The 19,759-nt window shown below is 66.1% G+C and carries 19 protein-coding genes; 14 read left to right on the top strand and 5 right to left on the bottom strand.

What is annotated here, in order from left to right; all coding sequences use genetic code 11:
* Nucleotides 1–67: 67 nt before the first annotated feature.
* Entirely contained in the window at nucleotides 68–271 is a 204-nt protein-coding gene (locus tag AC5RUM_RS18710) for a cold-shock protein (RefSeq protein WP_011692441.1), read from the bottom strand.
* A 287-nt stretch (nucleotides 272–558) separates the two neighbouring features.
* Nucleotides 559–1,254, bottom strand: coding sequence for an endonuclease NucS (nucS, locus tag AC5RUM_RS18705; protein WP_494036357.1), 696 nt, complete (start codon nucleotides 1,252–1,254; stop codon nucleotides 559–561).
* A gap of 115 nt (nucleotides 1,255–1,369) precedes the next feature.
* On the opposite strand from nucS, the gene AC5RUM_RS18700 reads away from it, so the two are divergent.
* Together AC5RUM_RS18700 and AC5RUM_RS18695 are read left to right on the top strand one after the other, a co-directional pair.
* Nucleotides 1,370–1,741: an Rv1322 family protein gene (locus AC5RUM_RS18700; protein ID WP_494036356.1), complete on the top strand. Its 372-nt coding sequence runs from the start codon at nucleotides 1,370–1,372 to the stop codon at nucleotides 1,739–1,741.
* 20 nt (nucleotides 1,742–1,761) lie between these two features.
* A complete protein-coding gene (locus AC5RUM_RS18695) occupies nucleotides 1,762–2,562 on the top strand; it encodes an alpha/beta hydrolase (protein WP_494036355.1) in 801 nt (266 codons plus the stop codon).
* A gap of 24 nt (nucleotides 2,563–2,586) precedes the next feature.
* On the opposite strand, the gene AC5RUM_RS18690 is transcribed toward AC5RUM_RS18695, so the two are convergent.
* Nucleotides 2,587–3,915 (bottom strand): AI-2E family transporter, encoded by a 1,329-nt coding sequence (locus AC5RUM_RS18690; protein WP_494036354.1) that lies wholly within the window; start codon nucleotides 3,913–3,915, stop codon nucleotides 2,587–2,589.
* Between the two features lie 205 nt (nucleotides 3,916–4,120).
* On the opposite strand from AC5RUM_RS18690, the gene AC5RUM_RS18685 reads away from it, so the two are divergent.
* The 10 genes from AC5RUM_RS18685 (at nucleotide 4,121) to AC5RUM_RS18640 (ending at nucleotide 16,651) form a co-directional block, all read left to right on the top strand.
* Nucleotides 4,121–5,824, top strand: a complete 1,704-nt coding sequence (locus tag AC5RUM_RS18685; protein ID WP_494036353.1) for a DUF8094 domain-containing protein — start codon at nucleotides 4,121–4,123, stop codon at nucleotides 5,822–5,824.
* Between the two features lie 121 nt (nucleotides 5,825–5,945).
* Entirely contained in the window at nucleotides 5,946–6,962 is a 1,017-nt protein-coding gene (locus tag AC5RUM_RS18680; RefSeq protein ID WP_494036352.1) for a co-chaperone YbbN, read from the top strand.
* Complete coding sequence (locus tag AC5RUM_RS18675) at nucleotides 6,962–8,065, top strand: NADH:flavin oxidoreductase/NADH oxidase (RefSeq protein ID WP_494036351.1); 1,104 nt, start codon at nucleotides 6,962–6,964, stop codon at nucleotides 8,063–8,065. The genes AC5RUM_RS18680 and AC5RUM_RS18675 overlap by 1 nt, the downstream gene beginning before the upstream one ends.
* Nucleotides 8,066–8,174: 109 nt before the next feature.
* A complete protein-coding gene (locus AC5RUM_RS18670; RefSeq protein WP_494036350.1) occupies nucleotides 8,175–8,939 on the top strand; it encodes an ABC transporter ATP-binding protein in 765 nt (254 codons plus the stop codon).
* Entirely contained in the window at nucleotides 8,921–10,492 is a 1,572-nt protein-coding gene (locus AC5RUM_RS18665; protein ID WP_494036349.1) for a transporter, read from the top strand. The genes AC5RUM_RS18670 and AC5RUM_RS18665 overlap by 19 nt, the downstream gene beginning before the upstream one ends.
* 133 nt (nucleotides 10,493–10,625) lie before the next feature.
* Entirely contained in the window at nucleotides 10,626–11,408 is a 783-nt protein-coding gene (gene nagB, locus AC5RUM_RS18660) for a glucosamine-6-phosphate deaminase (protein ID WP_494036348.1), read from the top strand.
* Between the two features lie 78 nt (nucleotides 11,409–11,486).
* The gene (locus AC5RUM_RS18655; protein ID WP_400578402.1) at nucleotides 11,487–11,828 is read left to right on the top strand and encodes a DUF3039 domain-containing protein; all 342 of its coding nucleotides are present in this window, start codon (nucleotides 11,487–11,489) and stop codon (nucleotides 11,826–11,828) included.
* Nucleotides 11,828–13,606: a DEAD/DEAH box helicase gene (locus AC5RUM_RS18650; RefSeq protein ID WP_494036347.1), complete on the top strand. Its 1,779-nt coding sequence runs from the start codon at nucleotides 11,828–11,830 to the stop codon at nucleotides 13,604–13,606. Before AC5RUM_RS18655 ends, AC5RUM_RS18650 begins: the two co-directional genes overlap by 1 nt.
* A 305-nt stretch (nucleotides 13,607–13,911) precedes the next feature.
* Nucleotides 13,912–15,777 carry a vWA domain-containing protein gene (locus AC5RUM_RS18645; RefSeq protein WP_494036346.1) on the top strand — a complete coding sequence of 622 codons (1,866 nt, stop codon included), beginning with the start codon at nucleotides 13,912–13,914 and terminating at the stop codon, nucleotides 15,775–15,777.
* 202 nt (nucleotides 15,778–15,979) lie between these two features.
* The gene (locus tag AC5RUM_RS18640) at nucleotides 15,980–16,651 is read left to right on the top strand and encodes a hypothetical protein (protein WP_494036345.1); all 672 of its coding nucleotides are present in this window, start codon (nucleotides 15,980–15,982) and stop codon (nucleotides 16,649–16,651) included.
* A gap of 108 nt (nucleotides 16,652–16,759) precedes the next feature.
* On the opposite strand, the gene AC5RUM_RS18635 is transcribed toward AC5RUM_RS18640, so the two are convergent.
* Both AC5RUM_RS18635 and AC5RUM_RS18630 read right to left on the bottom strand, forming a co-directional pair.
* Nucleotides 16,760–17,395: an isochorismatase family protein gene (locus AC5RUM_RS18635; protein ID WP_400578398.1), complete on the bottom strand. Its 636-nt coding sequence runs from the start codon at nucleotides 17,393–17,395 to the stop codon at nucleotides 16,760–16,762.
* 9 nt (nucleotides 17,396–17,404) lie between these two features.
* Nucleotides 17,405–18,733, bottom strand: a complete 1,329-nt coding sequence (locus AC5RUM_RS18630) for a nicotinate phosphoribosyltransferase (RefSeq protein ID WP_494036344.1) — start codon at nucleotides 18,731–18,733, stop codon at nucleotides 17,405–17,407.
* A gap of 37 nt (nucleotides 18,734–18,770) precedes the next feature.
* Between AC5RUM_RS18630 and clpS the strand changes: the two genes are divergently transcribed.
* Together clpS and AC5RUM_RS18620 are read left to right on the top strand one after the other, a co-directional pair.
* The gene (gene clpS, locus AC5RUM_RS18625; protein WP_494036343.1) at nucleotides 18,771–19,151 is read left to right on the top strand and encodes an ATP-dependent Clp protease adapter ClpS; all 381 of its coding nucleotides are present in this window, start codon (nucleotides 18,771–18,773) and stop codon (nucleotides 19,149–19,151) included.
* Complete coding sequence (locus tag AC5RUM_RS18620; protein ID WP_494036342.1) at nucleotides 19,144–19,710, top strand: DUF2017 domain-containing protein; 567 nt, start codon at nucleotides 19,144–19,146, stop codon at nucleotides 19,708–19,710. Before clpS ends, AC5RUM_RS18620 begins: the two co-directional genes overlap by 8 nt.
* Nucleotides 19,711–19,759 lie beyond the last annotated feature (49 nt).

Below are 19,759 nucleotides of genomic sequence, written 5' to 3'. Positions count from 1 at the left end.
CAAAGCAACGCAACAAAAATGATCCCCGGTATTCAATACCGGGGATCATTATTAGCAGATGCTGCTATTAGACCAGCGTTACACCGGTGGCCTGGGGGCCCTTGGCGCCCTGACCGATCTCGAACTGAACGCGCTGGTTCTCGTCGAGGGTCTTGAAGCCGCCCGTCTGGATCTCAGAGTAGTGAACGAAGACATCGCCATCGGAGTCGTCCGGGGTGATGAAGCCGAAGCCCTTTTCAGCGTTGAACCACTTGACGGTTCCCTGTGCCATTTATTTCTCCTCATTATGGAACTAATTTAAGGCCAGCACACTTCGTACTGGTCTTGGTCACTCTGCGAGAAGAATCCTGGCTTGCAGCTCCGGCTGGGCCGGAAAGCATTGCAGGAGCTTCGCGCTCGCAACTTGGTCTTGCGAGCATGAAAAACACCTACACAAAGACTGGTCTAAGAATTTCATGACAGCACGGTCTGGTCAACGGGCAAAACACAGAATCCGATAAATTTTGAGTAAAACGAAAGTAAACGCCTGCCCGGGTTCGCCACTGCCGAAGTCGGTGGTCAGAAAAGCCGTGACTCGATGTCGTCCACACCGCGCATGGCGTCATAGTCCAGGGTGATGCAGTCGATGCCGCGGTCGGCCGCGAGGACGCGGGCCTGGGGCTTGATCTGCTGGGCGGCGAAGATCCCGCGGACCGGAGCCAGCAGGGGATCCCGGTTCAGCAGTTCGAGGTACCTGGTCAGTTGTTCCACGCCGTCGATGTCGCCGCGGCGCTTGAGCTCAATGGCCACGGTGGCGCCGTCAGCGTCCCGGGCCAGGATGTCCACGGGGCCGATCGCCGTGAAGTACTCGCGGCGAATGAGCGAGAACCCCGACCCCAGCGTTTCGATCTGTTCGGCAAGCAGCCGCTGCAGGTCGGCCTCGACGCCATCCTTGATGAGCCCCGGATCCTGGCCGAGCTCATGTGACGTGTCGTGAAGCTGTTCATGGATGTTGATGATCAGCCTGTCATCAGTCTTGGCGGACTGCACGGTCCACTGTTCGATGACGCCCACCTCGACATCGGTCTCATCCGGTGAGGAGACGCGCAGGGAGGCGGGCGGGCTCATCCAGTTCAGCGGCTTGTAGGAGCCGCCGTCAGAATGGACCAGCACAGAGCCGTCGGCTTTCACCAGGAGCAGCCTCGTGGCGAGGGGCAGATGGGCTTTGAGGCGGCCAACGTAATCAACAGAGCAACGGGCTATGACTAGACGCACGCCGTACACACTACCGCGTCAGCCGGGCAGCCGATCTCCGTATGGAGGCCATGCAGCCCCCGTGCGGAGGACGAAGCGGGTAAGTACACGGTTCTCGCTGCGGCAGAATGGAAGCATGCCGCGTTCGAACCGTCCCCGCCGTTCCTCAGCAGGGCGCTCCTCCGCAGGGCGCTCCGGGTCCGGGAAGGCCGCGGCCGGAGGCAAGCACGGTTCCGGGCCAGTTCCCGAGCTTGACCTTGAGCGGGCGCGCGCCGGCATCGCCCGGCGGGAGAACGCTCCGGATGGCGTCTGGATGGTGCGCACGATGACCGCCCGCAAGGCAGAAAAGGCCTACATCTGTCCGGGCTGCTCCACTGCCGTGCTGCCGGGGATCGCCCACCTCGTGGTGTGGGCCGACGACCATATTTTCGGGGCAGCGGCCGGCCTCGCCGAGCGCCGGCACTGGCACACCAATTGCTGGACGTCGCGGAACTTTCGGTACCGGTAGCGGAAGCTAAGCTGTTACGCATGACTTTTGACCCGTCGTCGTACGTTTTCAGCCAGCCGGCAGAAGCCACCGCCATCCGCGCTTCCACGGTGCTGCCCGCCCGCCGCGAGAACATCGAGATCCATACTGAAGACGGCCGCACGCTTGTTGGCGAGCTTGCCCTGCCGGAGTCGGGGGAGATCAGCGCCACGCTGATCACGCTTCACCCGTTGCCCACGCACGGCGGCTTCATGGACTCCCACGTCTACAGGAAGGCGTCCTATCGGTTGCCGGCACTCGCAGGCGTGGCGGTGCTGCGCTTCAACACCCGCGGAACCTCGTCGCCCCGGGGCACCAGCGACGGTCAATTCGAAGAAGGCATCGGCGAACGGTATGACGTTGAAGCCGTGGTCCGTTTCGCAGTGGAGAGGGGCCTGCCGAACCGCTGGCTCGTGGGGTGGTCCTTCGGCACGGAGCTCGCCCTCATGTACGGCGCCGTTGAACCCGTGGCTTCAAAAGTGGAAGGCGCGATTCTGCTGTCCCCGCCGCTGCACCGTGCCACGGACGCGCACCTGCGGCAGTGGGCTGAATCCGGCAAGCCACTGACTGTCCTCGTGCCCGAACACGACGATTACCTCCGGCCGGACGCCGCGGCCGCCCGCTTCAGCCTCGTGCCGCAGGCCCGGGTCGTGGGGGTCGACGGCGCCAAGCACCTTTGGGTGGGGGAGAAGCAGGCTGCCCGGGTGCTCAACGAGATCGTTGATGACGTCACGCGCGCCGGATCGGGCGCCGACGGCCTCGCCCAGGAGTGGAGCGGACCCACGGCCACAGCGACCGCCTAGCGGCCTGGTGTTTGTCCTGGCGGGCTAGTGCTTGTCCTGGCGGACGATGTAGATCTCCTTGACGAGGAGCAGGACGGCGGCGGCCGTGGGGATCGCAATCAGGGCCCCGAGGACGCCCAGGAGGCTGCCTCCGGCGATCACCGAGATCACGGCGACGGCACCGGGCACCGCGACGGCCTTTTGCATGATGCGCGGCGAGATGAAGTACGCCTCGAACTGCAGGTAGGCGAAGTAGCAAATGGCATAGGCCAGGGCCGACTGCCAGCCCAGCGTGAGGGTGATCAGGATGACCAGCGCACCGGCAATCAGCCCGCCGACCAGGGGAATGAATGCCAGAAGGGCCACGACGAAAGCCAGCAGCACAGCGAACGGGACCCCGATGACGGACATGACGATGAAGGCGAACGTGGCATTCAGGAGGGCCACCACGGCCTGTCCGATCACGTAGTTGCCCACCGAGCGGGTGATTTCCTCGGAGAGCGCTTCCACCCTGTCGCGCCGGGACCGCGGGGCGAGCCGGTACCCCCACTTCTTCATGGCCGGGAGGGCTGCCAGGAAATACAGGCTGAGCACCAGCACGATCAGGGTTCCGAAGAGGCTGTTGGCGACGGTGGAGCCGAACCCCACTACGCCGCCGAAGATGCCGCCCATGGCCGCGGGGTTGTTGACGAACTTATCCAGTTCCTCGGCGATACGGTCGCGCACGCCGAATTGGCTGTCCACCGTCCGAAAGAACTCCGAATCGATGAAGTCCCGGACCCACACCGGGGCCAGCCTGACGAGTTCGGTGACCTGTTCCACGATGGTGGGAATGAGGGTGGCGAAAAAGCCCACGACGGCGGCGACCAGTACCGAGACGGACACCAGGATCCCGGCAGGTCTCGGAATTCTGCGGCTTTCGAGCCAGCGCACCACGGGATCGAGGCCCAGCGCTATGAACAGGGCCGCCACGATCCACAGCAGAAGCTGCGTGGTGTTGGAACCGATCCAGTACACCAGGAGGGCAAGGCCGACGCCGACGGTGCCCATGAAGCCGAGGTACAGCGGATGCTGGGCAGAGATCCGGGGGCCGGGGGCGCCGAATCGGGCGGTGTCGCCGGCCTCGGACGGTTCGGCTTCGAGTGTGTCCAGCTGTTCGGGCGGCATCTCGAAACGGAGCCTTGGCTGCGCGCCGGGGATGGGCTGCCGCAGCCGCTTCAGCATGGCTCCAATCGCGGCGGGGCGGCGTGCCTTGGTCCGTTGCGGCTTGCCGTGTTCATGCGGAGCGTGCTTGGCGGCTGGAGCGTCATTGGAGGAGCCGGCGTGGGGCAGGTTTTCCGGGCCGTGCATCGACGGATCCGTGTGTTCAGTCACTGCTTTTGATGCCTTTTCCGTCCATGGCTCCGCGGCTGCGGGCCGCATGTGATGATCATCGCAAACACTATCAGCAGCCTTGTGAATAGCCGGATGTGCACTGTTCCAGTGGAGTGTCCCGGGAAGGGTAAGGTGACCCGAACTGAAGGATTGGTAACAAAACGGTTACTATTGAAGGCAAACCCCCGCTGATGATAGGACTCCTTTGCGTTTCAAGACTGCAGTTGCACTCGTGCTGCTCGGCCTCCTGACACTGCTCGCCGGCATCGGACAGAAGACGGTGTGGGCCCCCGCCGAGACGGTGACGGCCACGGTGCCCGCCGATGCCGAAGCCGCGCCGCTGACCGTTATCGACCAGAAGCTCCGCACCCTCGAAGGCGGAACAGTGACCATCAAGGTCAAGGGTGAGGGCAATTTCCTCCTCGCCGCAGGCCGCCCTGACGACGTCACTGCCTGGGTGGGCAAGACGGCGCACAACACGGTCACCGGGCTCTCCGAGGACAAGAAGTCGCTGCAGGTGGAGCGCACCGACGGCGAAGCGGCCGCCCCGTCGCCGGCGGGATCGGACCTCTGGGTTTCCAGCGAAAACGCCAGCGGCGAACTGGACTACACGTGGTCGCCACCCGCCGACGGCGAGTGGTCGCTTCTGCTGGCCAGCGACGGCAAGAAGCCCGCGCCGTCGTCGATTTCAATGACCTTCCCCAACGACACCTCCACGCCGTGGGCTGTGCCGTTCATGGTGTTGGGCGCACTCCTCATGCTCGCCGGTGTTGCGCTCCTGGTGCTCAAGCCCAAGGGCAGCAACCGCGGAACCCCGGGGCAGGGCGGCTCCGCCGCCGGTCCGGGCAACCTGTTCGCCAAGCGTGCCAAGGCCGCAGCCGGTTCCTCCTCCTCGCGCATGAGCCTCGTCGTGGCCGCATCCACCGCCGCGCTGCTCGCCGGAACGGGCGCTGCCGCCCAGGCCAGCCAGACGCCGGAGCCGGCTGCGACGCAGGGGGCGTCCTCGACGGCGGCCGCCTCCGGCGGCGCACCCGTGCTTCTGGACGCCCAGTTCCGCCGGATCCTGGAGCAGGTGGCGAGTGCCACGGACTCCGGCGACGCAGCAAAGGACTCCAAGAAGCTTGCCGCCCGCGTTGCCGGGACGGAGCTCGAGGTACGCACGCAGAACTACAAGATCCGTTCCCGCGTGGCTTCCTACGACGCACGCATGCCGGTCCGCGCGACCAAGTTGCTGACCACCGTGGTCACCAGCAACCGCGCCTGGCCGCGCCAGGTGCTGGCCGTAACGCAGGGTGAGGGCAATGTGGTGCCCCAGCTGCTGACCCTGGTCCAGAAGTCCCCGCGCGACAACTACAAGCTGGTGGGCACCAGCCCGCTCCAGCCCGGAACCACGTTCCCGTCGATTGCCCGGAACGGCACCGAGTCACTGGCCCCCGGCGACAAGGCCGGTCTGTTGTACAGCGGGCAGGAAGCACTCTCCGGTCTTGCTGACCGCCTGACCAACGCGAACTCCACCTTCAAGAGCAAGCTGGTTGAGGGCGAGTCCTCGCCGTACATCGCGGACACGCTGTCCTACCAGGCCGACGTCGTGAAGTCGGGCGTGAACGGTGAGTTCGCCTTCACCCACAAGGTCGTCCCGGACGGCACAGTGGTCTTCCGCACCGCGGATGGCGGAGCCTTGGTGCTCGGCCGCCTCACCTTCAATTTCGATGGCACGCCCAAGGCTGAAGGTGACAAGCTCACCATCGGAAACGACGCCGCAGTCCTCGCCGGGGGCAAGGAAACCACCTCCGGCATGGTGCTGAACTTTGCCGAATCCGTGGCCGTCTACGTTCCGCCGACCGGATCGAAGGACCCGATGAAGCTCGTGGCCGCCACGCGCGGACTCGTCGGAGCCAGCTTCAAGTAGACGCAGAACTCTCTGTTGACAGAGCACCGTTGCCGCGGCCCGCGGCAACGGTGCTCGCTGGGTTAACAGTGCTGCGTTAACGGTGCTTCCTGCAGCGCCGGGAGTGACTAGAGTGGAAGCTATGAGTTCGCCAGCTTCCCGTCCTGTCCCTTCAGCCGCCGACAGCCAGCTCAATCTTCGCGGCGCCGTCGATCTGTCCGCACTCAAGCAGCGCCAAACGCCGCAAGCGGCTCCCGCCGCAGGCACCGCCGCGCCCGTCGGGAACGGCCCGGCGGGGACCGCCCCGGCCGGCCCGCAGGGCACTGCCGGCTCCGAGGCGCCGGCGCTCCGGGTCGACGTCACCGAGGCAAACTTCCAGGATCTCGTGGAGCTTTCGACGCAGGTGCCCGTGGTGTTCGCACTCTGGGCCGCGTACTCGCCGGAATCGGCGGGCGTGCTTGATGCACTGGAGCGGATCGTGCAGGGGTATGCCGGCCGGCTGGTGCTCGGCGCGGCGGACATTGACGCCTTTCCCCAGCTTGCCCAGGCGTTCCAGGTGCAGGCCGTGCCCACGGCGGTGGCGGTGCTCAAGGGCCAGCCCGTTCCGCTGTTCCAGGGCGGGGCGGATGAGCAGCAGATCCGCGCACTGCTGGACGAACTGCTTAAGGTCGCCGCAGCCAATGGCGTGTCCGGAAACGTCGGCGGAGCTGCCACGGCCGAGCCTGCCCCCGCACCGGTGCCGCCGCTGCATCAGGCTGCGTTCGATGCCATTGAGGCAGGGGATTACGCCGCAGCCGCGGCGGCCTACCGGCAGGCCCTCACGGAGATGCCGGCCGACGCCGAGGCCAAGGCAGGCCTTGCTCAGGTTGAACTTATGGACCGGCTCCAGAAGCTGTCCGGCCCCGACGGCGAGGCGATCCGGCAGCGTGCGGCCGAGGAACCCGACAACCTGGATGCCCAGCTCGGGGTCGCCGACCTCGACGTTGCCGGCGGACACGTGGAGGATGCCCTGAACCGCGTGGTGGCATTCATCGGCAGGAACTTCGGACCGGAGCGTGAGGCGGCCCGCGTGCGGCTGCTGGAGCTGTTCGACGTCGTTGGAAGCACCGACCCACGAGTCGCGAAGGCCCGTCAGGCGCTGGCCCGGGTGCTGTTCTAGTGCCAGTTCCGGCCCTCTTCAGGCCGCTGTCCCTCCGTTCGCTCCAGCTGCAGCACCGGGGCTGGGTTTCGCCCATGTGCCAGTACAGCTGCGACCCGGAAGCCGCGCCGGGCGTGCCCAACGACTGGCACCTCATGCACCTGGGCTCCTTCGCCGCCGGGGGAGCGGCCCTGATCCTCACCGAGGCGGCGGCTGTCAACGCCAGCGGGCGGATCAGCCCGCGTGACGCCGGTCTGTACAACGCTGAGCAGGCGGCCGGCTGGGAGCGGATCGTGAACTTCGTGCACCGCCACGGCGCCGCGGACGCCAAGATCGGGGCCCAGCTCGCCCACGCAGGCAGAAAGGCCTCCGCCTACTGGCCGTTCTCCGCGGAGAAGGGGTCCGTCCCCGCTTCCGCCGGCGGCTGGGAATCCGTAGGGCCCGGTACCGCGGCCTTTGACGGCTATGCTGCCCCTGCGGCCATGACGGAGGAAGACATCCGGGGCGTCATCGCTGATTTCGCGGCAGCCGCCACGAGGGCCGTCGACGCAGGGTTCGACACCCTTGAGCTCCATGGCGCCCACGGCTACCTGCTGCACCAGTTCCAAAGTCCGCTCGTGAATGACCGCACCGACGCCTGGGGCGGGGATGCCGCAGGCAGGAACAGGCTGACACTTGCCGTCGTCGACGCTGTGCGTGCCGTGATCCCAGACTCCATGCCGCTGCTCCTAAGGATTTCGGCCACGGACTGGGCCGACGGGGGAATCGTCGTCGAGGACTCCGTGCAGCTTGCTGTCCAGGCCGCAGAACACGGCGTGGACCTCATCGATGTTTCAAGCGGGGGCGCGGTAGCGCACCAGCAGATCCAGCCGGGGCCGGGATACCAGACCGGCTTCGCCGCCCGCATCCGCCACGAAGCGGGCGTTGCAACAGGCACCGTGGGGCTGCTGACGTCGCCCGGGCAGGCGGAGCATGTCGTTGCCACCGGACAGGCCGACGGCGTCTTCATCGCCAGGGCGGCGCTGCGGGATCCGCACTGGTGGCTGCGGGCCGCCTTCGAGCTCGGTCATGACCTTAAGTGGGCGCCCCAGTACGAGCGGGCGGTGCCCCGGCGCACGTTTTGACCGCCCGAAGCTGCGTGCGGTCCTCCTCCCTGAGGCGGACCCGCCGCCCGCCGCGCTTTACTCCCTGAGGGGGATCCCGCTGCGGACGCGGCGCGGATAGGGTGAGTTCATGAGTGTTCCCTCCGCAGCCCTGTCCATCAGGGGACTTGCCAAGCGCTTCGGCAGCAAGATCGCCGTCGACGGTATCAGCCTGGAGGTTCCAGCCGGTTCCTTCTTCGGAATTGTCGGCCCGAATGGCGCAGGCAAGACCACCACGCTGTCCATGGCCACCGGGCTGCTGCGGCCCGACTTCGGCACGGCGGTGGTGCACGGCGTGGACGTCTGGGCCCGGCCACTGGAAGCGAAGAAGCTGATGGGCATCCTGCCTGACGGCATCAGGCTCTTCGACAGGCTCACGGGCGAACAGCTCGTCACCTACGCTGGACTGCTCCGGGGCATGGACAAGGCCGTGGTCTCGGCCCGCGTCGGGGAACTGCTGACCGCGTTGGACCTTGGCGGGGACGCCGGAACGCTCGTGGTGGACTACTCGGCCGGCATGACCAAGAAAATAGCCCTCGCCTCAGCCCTGATCCACGCACCCAAAGTGCTGGTCCTGGATGAGCCCTTCGAATCAGTTGACCCGGTCTCCGCAGCAAACATCCGGGACATCCTGGAGCGATACGTCGCCACCGGAGGAACCGTAATCGTCTCCAGCCACGTCATGGACCTGGTGCAGAGGATGTGTGACCACGTTGCCGTCGTTGCCGCAGGAAGGCTGCTGGCCGCGGGGACGGTGGCAGACGTCCGCGGCGGCCTCAGCCTGGAAGAGCGGTTCGTTCAACTGGTGGGCGGCAAGGTCCAGACCGGGGGGCTCGAGTGGTTGCGCACCTTCTGAGACTGAAACTCACCCTGCTGCGGAACGGGCTGCGGCGGAGTCCATTGCAGCTCTTCGGCCTGGCAATCGGCGGGCTATACGCCCTGGGGACCGTGGGCATGTGCGTCGCTGCGCTGCTCTTCCTCCGCCAGCAAGACCCGGCGCTGGCCCAGACCGTTGTGGTGCTGGGCGGCTCGGCGGCCCTGCTCGGCTGGGGGATTGTGCCCGTGGTCGCCGCGACGGCCGACATGACGCTGGACCCCGCACGGTTCACGACCTCGGCCATCCCCATGCCCCAGTTGCTGGCAGGTCTTGCTGTGGGGGGCCTGATCGGGATTCCCGGGCTGGCTACGGCATTGGTGGCCCTGGCGACGGTGGGCACCTGGTGGCGTGGGTTCATTCCGGCTGCCGGAGCCCTCGTTGGTGCAGTCCTTGCCGTGCTGAGCTGTGTTGTTTTGTCCAAGGTGGTCACCACCGCCACAGCCAGCCTCGCTGCGTCGCGGCGCTTCAAGGATGCCAGTGCATTGGCCTTCATGGTGCCCCTGATCCTGATGGGTCCGATCGTGGCCGCAATAGCACAGGGGATCGCGGACTCCCGGGACTTTCTCACCGAACTTGCGAGGGTTCTGTCCTGGACGCCCCTCGGCGCAGCCTGGTCAGTGGGCGGGGACCTTGCGGCGGGACGTTCCGTTGATGCAGGCCTGAAGCTCCTTATCGGAGTGGTGACGCTCGCCGGCATGGCCTGGTGCTGGAAACTCCTGCTGGAGCGGGCCCTGGTCACGCCGTCCTACGCCGGGAGCAACCGCCGGACCGGCGGCCGGATGGGGCTGTTCGGGCTGTTTCCCGCCTCGCCCACAGGCGCCATTGCGGCCCGTTCCCTAACATATTGGTTCCGGGATCCCCGGTACTCCGGATCCCTCGTGGCCATTCCGCTCCTGCCAGTGGTGCTCGCGTTCCAGGGAAGCCAGACGGGCAACTTCGGCATCATCATGATCGTCGGCCCGCTGACCGCATTCCTGCTGGCCTGGTCCATCTCGGCCGATGTGTCCTACGACAACACCGCATTCGCCCTGCACCTCGCCGCGGGAGTCCGCGGCCTGCACGACCGGCTGGGACGCGCTCTGGCCTGTCTCACGTTTGCCTTGCCCACCGTGCTGGTCCTCGCGGTGGGGCCGTTCTTCCTGACCGGGGACTGGGAGTGGCTGCCCGCCATACTGGGGCTGTCCCTCGGAGTGCTGTTGAGTGGGCTTGGCCTCGCGTCCGTGGTGTCGGCCCGCTATACGGCGGCGGTTCCGCTTCCCGGAGACAGCCCCTTCAAGAAACCGCCCGGCAACGTCGGCCAGACCCTGGCCGTTCAGTTCTGCGGCATGGGCGTCCTGCTGGTGCTGACGATTCCCGAGGCCGCCCTGGTCATCGCCCAGTCCGTAACCGGCGACCCTGCCTTTGGCTGGGCCAACCTTGCCCTCGGGCCGCTGCTGGGCATGGCGCTCTTCGTGGCAGGCGTACGCATCGGCGGACGCTGGCTGGACGCCCGCGGACCCGAGCTGCTGGCGCAGCTGACAGTCAACAGATAAGGGCCTGCCGGTGCAGCTCCCCACGTGTTTGACTATGCAGGAGGTTGACTGTGCAGGATGTTGACTTGGCAGGAGTCCGGCGGCCTGGACCGCACACGTCCGGTCAACACCGAGAGATGAAAGGCGGTGGACCGTGGAGGTCGTGATCCTTCCCGGCAACAGACAGATCGCCTCGCTGGCAGCGGATGCCATCCAGGCGCTGCTGCGCCGCAAGCCCGATGCGGTCCTGGGGCTGGCCACGGGTTCGTCGCCCCTTCCCGTTTACGACGAACTGGCTTCGCGCCACGAGCGCGGCCTGCTGGACTTCAGCCGGGTCCATGGCTTTCTGCTGGACGAGTACGTGGGGCTGGAAGCCGGTCATCCGGAGTCCTACCTGGAAGTCATCCGCAGGGACTTTGCCGGCCGGGTCAACATTCCTCGGGAAAATGTTCATGGCCCGGACGGCAGCGCCGAGGACATACCCGGCGCGTGCCGGGCGTATGAGGACGCCATCAGGGCGAGCGGCGGAGTGGACCTGCAGCTGCTCGGCTTGGGAACCGACGGGCACATTGGCTTCAACGAACCGGGTTCATCGCTGGCTTCCCGGACGCGCATCAAGACGCTCATAGAGCAGACACGCCGGGACAACGCCCGTTTCTTCGGCAGCCTTGGCGAGGTGCCCCACCACGTGCTGACCCAGGGACTGGGCACCATCCTCGAATCACGCCACGCGGTGCTCGTGGCCACCGGGGCACAGAAAGCCCAGGCGGTCCATGATCTCGTCGAGGGGCCGCTGGCGGCGGTGTGCCCCGCCTCGGTCCTGCAGCTGCACCCGCACGCGTCCATCCTCATTGACGAGGCTGCGGCGTCGTCGCTGAAACTGGCCGACTATTACCGCCACTCGTACGACCACAAGCCGGCCTGGCAGGACCTGTAGACGCCGCGGCCCGCCGATCTGCGCCCGCTGCGCGGCTCGGGTCCGGGGTCCGCAGCCCTCGTTCCGGGACGGGCTAAGATGGATGGCATGACTAGCATGACGGATCCTCTCGACAACGACCCCATGCGTGAGCTCTCCGGAGCCGGATCGTCCACGGCCACCATTGAGCGCGAGGAACAGCGCCAGGAAGTGGAGCCCGGCGACCGAGAGCGCTTTTCGCATTACGTCCGCAAGGAAAAAATCATGGAGTCCGCGCTGACCGGTGAGCCCGTCATCGCGCTGTGCGGCAAGGTCTGGACGCCCGGGCGTGACCCGCAGAAATTCCCCGTCTGCCCGATGTGCAAAGAGGTCTATGACGGCCTGCGCCCGGGAAATGACGGCGGCAAGGGGTCCGGCGGGGACTCAGGCAACAACAAGTAGTGACGGAGACACTCTTCGGCGGTCCCACCCTGCCTCCGGCTTATCCGGAACGTGCAGCCTGGGGAACCGCCCCGAAGCTCCGTGCCTGGCAGCAGGAAGCCCTTGACCGCTACTTCAGCACTGGTCCGCGCGACTTCCTGGCTGTGGCGACCCCCGGCGCTGGCAAGACCACCTTTGCCCTCCGTGTGGCGTCCATGCTCATCGAATCCGGTGCCGTCAACCGGGTGACCATCGTTGCCCCCACGGACCACCTGAAGAGGCAGTGGGCTGACGCTGCAGCACGGGTGGGCATCGCCATCGATCCGAACTTCAAGAATTCCGACGGCCAGCACGGCCGCGGCTTCATCGGGGTTGCGGTCACGTATGCCCAGGTGGCCAGCAAGCCCCTGCTGCACCGTGCCAAGACCGAGGCCGCACGCACACTGGTCATTCTGGACGAGATCCACCACGGTGGCGAGGCGCTCTCCTGGGGAGACGGCCTGCGCGAGGCCTTCGATCCGGCGGTCCGGCGCCTGTCGCTGACCGGTACGCCTTTCCGCTCCGACACCTCGCCCATTCCGTTCGTGGAGTATGCGGAGGACCGGGACGGCATCAGGCGGTCCAAGGCGGACTACACCTACGGCTACGGCAATGCGCTGCGCGACCACGTGGTGAGGCCTGTCATGTTCATGGCCTATTCGGGCCAGATGCGCTGGCGCACCAGCGCCGGCGAGGAAATGGCCGCTTCCCTGGGCGAGGCTGCGGTGACCAAGGATGTCACGTCCCAGGCATGGCGCACTGCCCTGAACCCCGCCGGGGAGTGGATTCCGGCCGTGCTGGCCGGAGCGGACAAGCGCCTCAGCGAAGTGCGCCGCTCCGTACCCGATGCTGGCGGCCTGGTGATTGCGACGGACCACGAGGACGCACGGGCGTATGCGGGCCAGCTGAAGAAGATCACCGGCGAATCGCCCACCGTCATTCTGTCGGACGACGCCAAGGCATCGAGCAAGATCGAAGAGTTCTCGGCGAATGAAAAGCGCTGGATGGTGGCCGTGCGCATGGTGTCCGAAGGTGTGGACGTTCCCCGTCTTTCCGTGGGCGTGTATGCCACGTCGACCTCCACGCCGCTGTTCTTCGCCCAGGCGGTGGGACGCTTTGTCCGTGCCCGGAAGCGCGGCGAGACCGCCTCGGTGTTCCTGCCCTCCGTGCCGCAGCTGATGGCGCTGGCCAACAGCATGGAGGCGGAACGCGACCATGCCCTGGACCGGCCGGAAAAGGAGGACGGTGACGGCCTCTTCAATCCGGAAGATTCGCTGATGGACGAGGCCAACCGTGAGGACAAGGCCTCTGACAGCCTGACCAAGGGCAAGTTCGAGGCCCTTGATTCCCAGGCGTCCTTCGACCGGGTCTTGTTCGACGGCGGCGAATTCGGCACGGGCGGAGACATCGGGTCCGACGACGAGCTGGACTTCCTCGGCATTCCGGGCCTGCTGGACGCCGAACAGGTGGGTACCCTGCTGCGTCAGCGCCAGCACGAGCAGCAGAGCCGGAAAAAGCGCCAGGGTCCCGCGGCGGCTCCGGCGGCGCCGGCAGTTCCGGACCATCGGATGCTGATGGACCTGCGGAACGAGCTTGCCAAGAATGTGGCCGCCTGGTCCGCCCGGACGGGAACTCCCCACGGCGTGGTCCACACGAAGCTGCGTACTGTCTGTGGCGGCCCACCCGTGGCGCAGGCCAACGAGGAGCAGCTGCAGTCCAGGCTCAAGAAGCTTCAGGATTGGTTCGTCGGCCGCAAGTAGCCGAGCCGAAAGCAGGGGTGGCGCGGCCTGCCCCCTTGGACTGCTCCCCAGTGGTTGGACTGTGAAACCAGGTCCATCTGCCGGGGAGCAGTCTGTGTATCCGGACAGTCCGCATCCAGGACGATGTCCGCTATGTGACTCGATTCACCCCTAACGGCCGGCATTGTATATCCTCGAAGGTGCGTATCCGGATGCCATTCGCGTCGGGGCGGGGGCTAGGCGCACTTGGCGGCCACAGCGCCGCCAGCCAGTTTCTGTCGGTATGTTGCAACTGCGGCATATCCCTGGATGTCAAGGATACGAATATGGGCCGTCGCCGTGCCCCCACCAAGCCAAGCTACCCCGGTTGGATCCGGACCTCAGTTGTGGCGGCAGCCGTAGTTGTGGGCCTTATCGCCGCGGCTCTGGTCCTGCCGCCCGTCCTCAGTCCGGGCGGTATTGGCTCATCACAGTCCGCCGCCACTGGGACGCAGGCAGAAGCGGTCCTTCCGGAGGACAGGCCTGCCACCAGCACAGGCGCGGCACCTTGCATCCCCCTCAGGGTCCTGGCATCACTCGAAAACGCCGACATGGTCCGGTCGCTGGCGGCTGCCTACCTTGCCAAGCCGCGCAGTGTGGACGGCAAGTGCGTCTCGGTAGACGTGGGCCAGGAGAAATCCGGAGTGGCGGCCACCCGGATGGCAGACGGATTTGCCTCCATTCCTGCTGCCGAACGGCCTGCCGTGTGGCTGCCGGACTCCACGGCCTGGCTGCGCGTGGCCGAGGACCGCGCCGGGAGCGCCGTTCCGCAGGATGGTGCCAGTGTGGCGAGGAGCGGGATCGTGGTGGCCATGCCGGCCTCGATGGCCAAGGCGATCGGTTGGGACACCAAGGCACCGACCTGGGCCGAAGTCTTCGCGGTGTCGAAGGACCCCGGTGTCTGGGAACGCCTTGGCCATGCGGACTGGGGCAAATTCAAGTTCGGCAAGGCCAGCCCCACAGTTTCCACGTCCGGGCTCATGGGCCTGCTGGCGTCCTACGGCGTGGCCGGAGGGAACCTGAAGGACATCCAAAGCGATCAGCTGGCCCAGCCCTCCGTCATGGCGAAAGTCAAGGACGGCGAACTGAGCACAAGCCATTACATGGCCACGCCGGAGCACTTCCTCTGGCATGCCCGGCAGGCGGACGACGCCGGAGACGTTTCAGAATTCCTCTCGGCCGTCATCGTCGATGAAAAGTCAGTATGGGACTACAACCGGGGAATTTCGAGCAACGACGGTGTCACTAAGCAGGCAGGTCCGGCACCAAGGGAGTCGCTTTTGGCCATCTACCCCAGCGACGGCGTCATGGTTGCTGACAATCCCGCTGTGGTCCTCTCCGGCGACTGGGTCAGCAGCCAGCAGCGCCTCGCTGCCGAGGACTTCGTGGCCTACGCCCGGACGGAGCAGGGCCAGGACGTGGTCAAGACCACCGGCTACCGCACCATTCAGGACAAGGTGGAACCCACTGTCGCCAACACCGGCCACTATGCGCGGTTCCTGCAGCCGGTCCCGCTTCCGAGCGCGGACGTCCTGGTCAACGTCCAGAAGAGCTTTCCGAAAATCCGTAAAAGGGCCCGGGCGCTGTTCCTGCTGGATGTCTCCGGTTCCATGAGGCAGGAGATTGCCCCGGGGGTAACCCGCTTGCAGGGCGCCAAGAACGCCGTTACCCGTGCCTTGGATCACTTCACCGACGACGACAAACTGGGACTGGCAGCGTTCTCCCACGTGGCGGATGGCCCGCTGACTCCCGGTCTGGTCAGCCCTGTGGCCCCCTTCAGGACGAACAAGGGCGACCTGCTGGCGGAACTCGATGCCCTGCAGCCCGTGGCTGCCACACCGCTGTACGAAGCCGTGGGGCAGTTCGCCGCCGAACAGGCCAGCGAATACAACGAATCCGAGATCAACACGATCGTGCTCTTGAGCGATGGCAAGAACGACACGACCCACCCCGGCGACCTCAAGGCGCTGACGGAGCAGCTGAGCCACCAGCACCACAGCACCCCGGTCCTCGTGTTCACACTCGCCTATGGTGCCGACGCTGACACTGAATCCCTGCGGGCCATCGCCATGGCCAGTGGTGCACACTTCTACGACGCCACTGACCCGAACCACTTGGAGGCCGTGCTGGGTGACCTCGTGACCAGCTTTTAGGAGCCCGGTCGGTAGTGATTCGTCCGGTTGATGTCCGGTGGCGGTTGCGGTCGTTGCTTTGGATATGGACCGTTGGCCGGGTGTGTTGCTTTGCGCCCGCATCGCTCCCATGATCTTCCTTCACTGGGCCTATACTGAGTTTCCAGAACCGCGACTCCGGTGGGAGGGAGCCCGGCGTGGCACCTGCTGCAGGAGGCTCGTCATGTCTATCCAGGCCAAGCATTCGCTTCGGGCGGGCGTCGTGGCGATCGCGCCAGTGATTCTGCTGGCCGCTCTCAGTTACCACCCGTACCTGCCCGGCCTACCGCCGAACATCGATGCGTTGGTTGCGGAAGTCACCGCCGACCCGACACGCTGGGGGGTTGTGCACTTGGCGTCAGGAGTCGCTTCAGCAGTCCTGGCCGTGGCATTCCTCGCGATCAGAAGTCACCTGCACGAGTTAGGCGAAGAACGCTGGAGCGCCGCCGCGCTACCCTTCGTCGTCATCGGCAGCACGCTGTACGCGATGCTGCCGGCAATGGAATTCGCGCCGCTCACCGCGAGTGAATCGGGCGGAGACGTGAGGGCGGCTCAAGACGCCTTGATCCCATGGTTCATCCCGCTGCTGATCGCCGCGGCGGTCATATTTGCAGTCGGGATGGTCGGCTTTGCCATCAGTATCTCGCGTATGGGAATGCTGAGCCCTTGGCTTACCAGGGTCGTCGTCGTGGCGCTGCTCGTCATGGCCCTGTCGCGCGTTGTCCCGCTGTCCTCCGTCCAGTTCTACGTCCACGGTGTCGCCGCTCTCGTGGCCATGCTGCCCGTGGCGTACAGCATGTGGAAGCATCCGACAACATCCGTCCCTGACAGCCAGCGCGCCCTGAAGTCGACCTGACGGGCACTCACCTGCGCTGGCCTTGACCCTCGCGCGGACGTTCTTGAATGCCTCGGTCAGATAGATCACTGGACACATTACTGACCCACGCACCTGGGCCCCAGGCTGCTATTCGAGGTCGACGCCTCCCAGTTCCAGTTCGGCGTAGGTGTCGTCCAGGTCCTCGGCGATGCCCGCCGTCAACCGCTTGATCACGGTGACCGAGTAGCCCGCCTGCACGGCATCCAGGGACGTGGCCATGACGCAGTGGTCGGTGGCGAGGCCCACCACCACGACGTCTTCCACGTCGTGGCTCTGGAGCCAGTCGTCCAGGCCTATGTTGTCCTCTTCGGGCGCGTAGTCCGCATCACCGGGTGAGGGCAGGGAACCGGGCTTCCGGTCGCCGGTGGGCACAGCGTCCTCGGGGGCGAGCAGGCCTTCAAAGCCGGAGTATGCGGCGGTGTGCAGCCCCTTGTGGAAGTAAGCCTGGATGTGTTCGGTCTCGAGGTCCGGGTGAAGCTCGGCGCCCTGCGTTCCCGCGACGCAGTGCGGCGGCCAGCTGTCCTTGAAATCGGGGGTGTCCGAGAAGTGCGCACCGGGATCTATGTGCCAGTCCTGCGTGGCCACGATGTGGTCGAACTGGCCGTGGTGCGCTTCAACGTATTCGCTGATGGCCCCTGCCACTGCGGCGCCGCCTTCCACCGGCAGCGCGCCGCCCTCGCAGAAGTCGTTCTGGACGTCGACAATGATCAGTGCACGTGACATCAGTTCTCCTCAGTTTTCCTCGTAAAGAGTGGGGATGGCCGGCTCGCCGCGCTGCAGGCGGTGAACGACCGCCGGCAGTTCGGCCATTGAGTCGGCGTGGCGCTGGCGGGCGCGAAGCACTCCTTCGTGGCCGGTCCAGCCCGGCAGCAGTTCCCCGTTCTTGATGAACTGTTGCAGGAGGGGCCGGTCGTTGCCGTCGTCGAGAGGGCGGTGCCCCACGCCGATGAGTTCCTGGGTGGCCGTGCCGTGCTCATTGAGCCGGCGGAGGGCGTATTTGCGCCCGCCCTTGCTGATCTTGTTCTTGGCGGTTTTGGCGACGGACACGAAGTCCCCGTCGTCGTCGGTGCGGCTGACAAGCTTGTACACCATGCTCGCCGTGGGTGCACCGGAGCCGGTGACAAGGGACGTGCCCACGCCGTAGGCGTCCACCGGCGCGGACTGGAGCGCCGCAATGGCGAACTCGTCGAGGTCGGAGGTGACCACGATGCGGGTGTTCTCATTGCCCAGCTCATCGAGCAGCTGCCGCACCCACTGCGCCTGTTCCACCAGGTCCCCCGAGTCGAGCCTGACGGCGCCCAACTTGTCCCCGGCGATGTCCACGGCCGTACGGACGGCGGTTTCGACGTCGTACGTGTCCACGAGCAGCGAGGTGCCCGCCCCGAGGGAGGCGACCTGTGCCTCGAACGCGTCGCGTTCGGTGTCGTGGAGCAGGGTGAACGAGTGGGCGGCGGTGCCCACCGTCTTCAGCCCGTAGCGCAGCCCGGCCTCCAGGTTGGAGGTGCTGTCGAATCCGGCGATGACAGCGGCGCGGGCAGCGGCCGTGGCCGATTCCTCCTGGGTCCGCCGGGAGCCCATCTCGATGCAGGGCCGGTGCCCGGCAGCAGTGATCATCCGGGAGGCTGCCGAGGCGATGGCGCTGTCGTGGTTCAGCACGGAGAGGATATAGGTCTCCAGGATGCAGGCCTCGGCGAACGTCGATTCGACGATCAGGACGGGGGAGTTCGGGAAGTAGGCCTCGCCTTCCGCGTAGCCCCAGATGTCCCCGGTGAAGCGGAAGTCGGCCAGGTAGTCCAGGGTTTTCTGGTTGACCACCTGCGTGCGGCCCAGGAACTCCAGTTCAGCCTCGCCAAAGCGGAAGGCCGCGATGCCGTCCAGCAGCCGGCCGGTGCCGCCCACGATCCCGTAGCGCCGGCCGTCGGGCAGCCTGCGTGCGAACGCCTCGAAGACTGACTTGCGGTGCGCGGTGCCCGAATGGAGCGCGGCCTGCAGCATCGTCAGCTCATAGTGATCGGTGAACAGGGACGTGCGTGGCTGGTTCCAGCCCGGGGAGGTACTCACAAAATCACTCTAGTGCGCCTCCCCATAGAATGGACAGATGACCTTAAGCGTTGCGCTCGGCCCTGACACCCAGGAGAGCACCCAAACCGGAACAGAGGTGTCCACCGACGCCCTGACGGCCCCTGACATCCCCTGGAACCTCGTGATCTGGAATGATCCGGTCAATCTCATGAGCTATGTCAGCTTCGTTTTCCAGAGCTATTTCGGCTACTCGGAAACGAAGGCGAACAAGCTCATGATGGAGGTCCACAAGAAGGGCCGGTCCATTGTTGCCCACGGCAGCAAGGAGCAGGTGGAACAGCACGCGGTGGCCATGCATGGCTTCGGCCTGTGGGCGACGGTCGAGAAGGCCACGGGCGGAAACAGCGGGGGCGGCAAGAACGGCGGCCCGGGCAAGGGCAGGGGAAAACGTGGCTAAGGCTTTCAAATACGGGCTCAAAGGCATCACGGGATTCCTGGAGCCCACGGAGCGGGAGCTGCTGCGCAGCCTGTTCGACGACGTCATCTCGATGCTCGAGCCGGAAGACCGGGGAAGGCAGGATCCGCTCGCCGCCATGATCGGGCTGGACATGGACGTCAAGGAACCGTCGGACCGGGCGCTCCGAAGGCTTTTGCCAAACGTTGTTAAGGACGACGGCGCCGCCTCCCTCGAGTTCCGCCAGCTCACGGAACGTTCCCTGCGGGAAAGCAAGATCGGCGCGCTGCGCGCTGCCGCGCTGGACCTGGACAAGGATGAGCTGGTCCTGACGGCGGCGGACGCCCGGCACTGGTCCACTGCCCTGAATGACGTCCGGCTGGTCCTGGCCGAACGGCTCGACATCCGGGACGAGGCCGATGCCGACCACGTCCACCAGATGCAGGACTGGTCCCAGGCGGAAGACGTGGAGAGCTACCTGGCCCTCGTCTACAACTTCACCACGTGGCTGCAGGAGTCACTCGTGCAGGCCATGCTGCAGTCCCTGGAAACCCGGCCCTAGGCTTTACATCCGGGCACTCCGTCCGCCGGGCCTCCACGTATGGGCGTGC

The sequence above is a fragment of the Arthrobacter sp. B2060 genome (genome assembly GCF_059090445.1).
Note: the sequence above shows the minus strand (reverse complement) of the source record. Positions and strands in the feature narration are given on the sequence as shown.

Bases quoted from the DNA above. Each gene is read 5' to 3' on its own strand.
- AC5RUM_RS18710 (WP_011692441.1), bottom strand. From the start codon at position 271: ATGGCACAGGGAACCGTCAAGTGGTTCAACGCTGAAAAGGGCTTCGGC.
- AC5RUM_RS18700 (WP_494036356.1), top strand. From the start codon at position 1,370: ATGCCGCGTTCGAACCGTCCCCGCCGTTCCTCAGCAGGGCGCTCCTCC.
- AC5RUM_RS18695 (WP_494036355.1), top strand. From the start codon at position 1,762: ATGACTTTTGACCCGTCGTCGTACGTTTTCAGCCAGCCGGCAGAAGCC.
- AC5RUM_RS18680 (WP_494036352.1), top strand. From the start codon at position 5,946: ATGAGTTCGCCAGCTTCCCGTCCTGTCCCTTCAGCCGCCGACAGCCAG.
- AC5RUM_RS18670 (WP_494036350.1), top strand. From the start codon at position 8,175: ATGAGTGTTCCCTCCGCAGCCCTGTCCATCAGGGGACTTGCCAAGCGC.
- AC5RUM_RS18655 (WP_400578402.1), top strand. From the start codon at position 11,487: ATGGATGGCATGACTAGCATGACGGATCCTCTCGACAACGACCCCATG.
- AC5RUM_RS18645 (WP_494036346.1), top strand. From the start codon at position 13,912: ATGGGCCGTCGCCGTGCCCCCACCAAGCCAAGCTACCCCGGTTGGATC.
- AC5RUM_RS18640 (WP_494036345.1), top strand. From the start codon at position 15,980: ATGTCTATCCAGGCCAAGCATTCGCTTCGGGCGGGCGTCGTGGCGATC.
- AC5RUM_RS18635 (WP_400578398.1), bottom strand. From the start codon at position 17,395: ATGTCACGTGCACTGATCATTGTCGACGTCCAGAACGACTTCTGCGAG.
- clpS (WP_494036343.1), top strand. From the start codon at position 18,771: ATGACCTTAAGCGTTGCGCTCGGCCCTGACACCCAGGAGAGCACCCAA.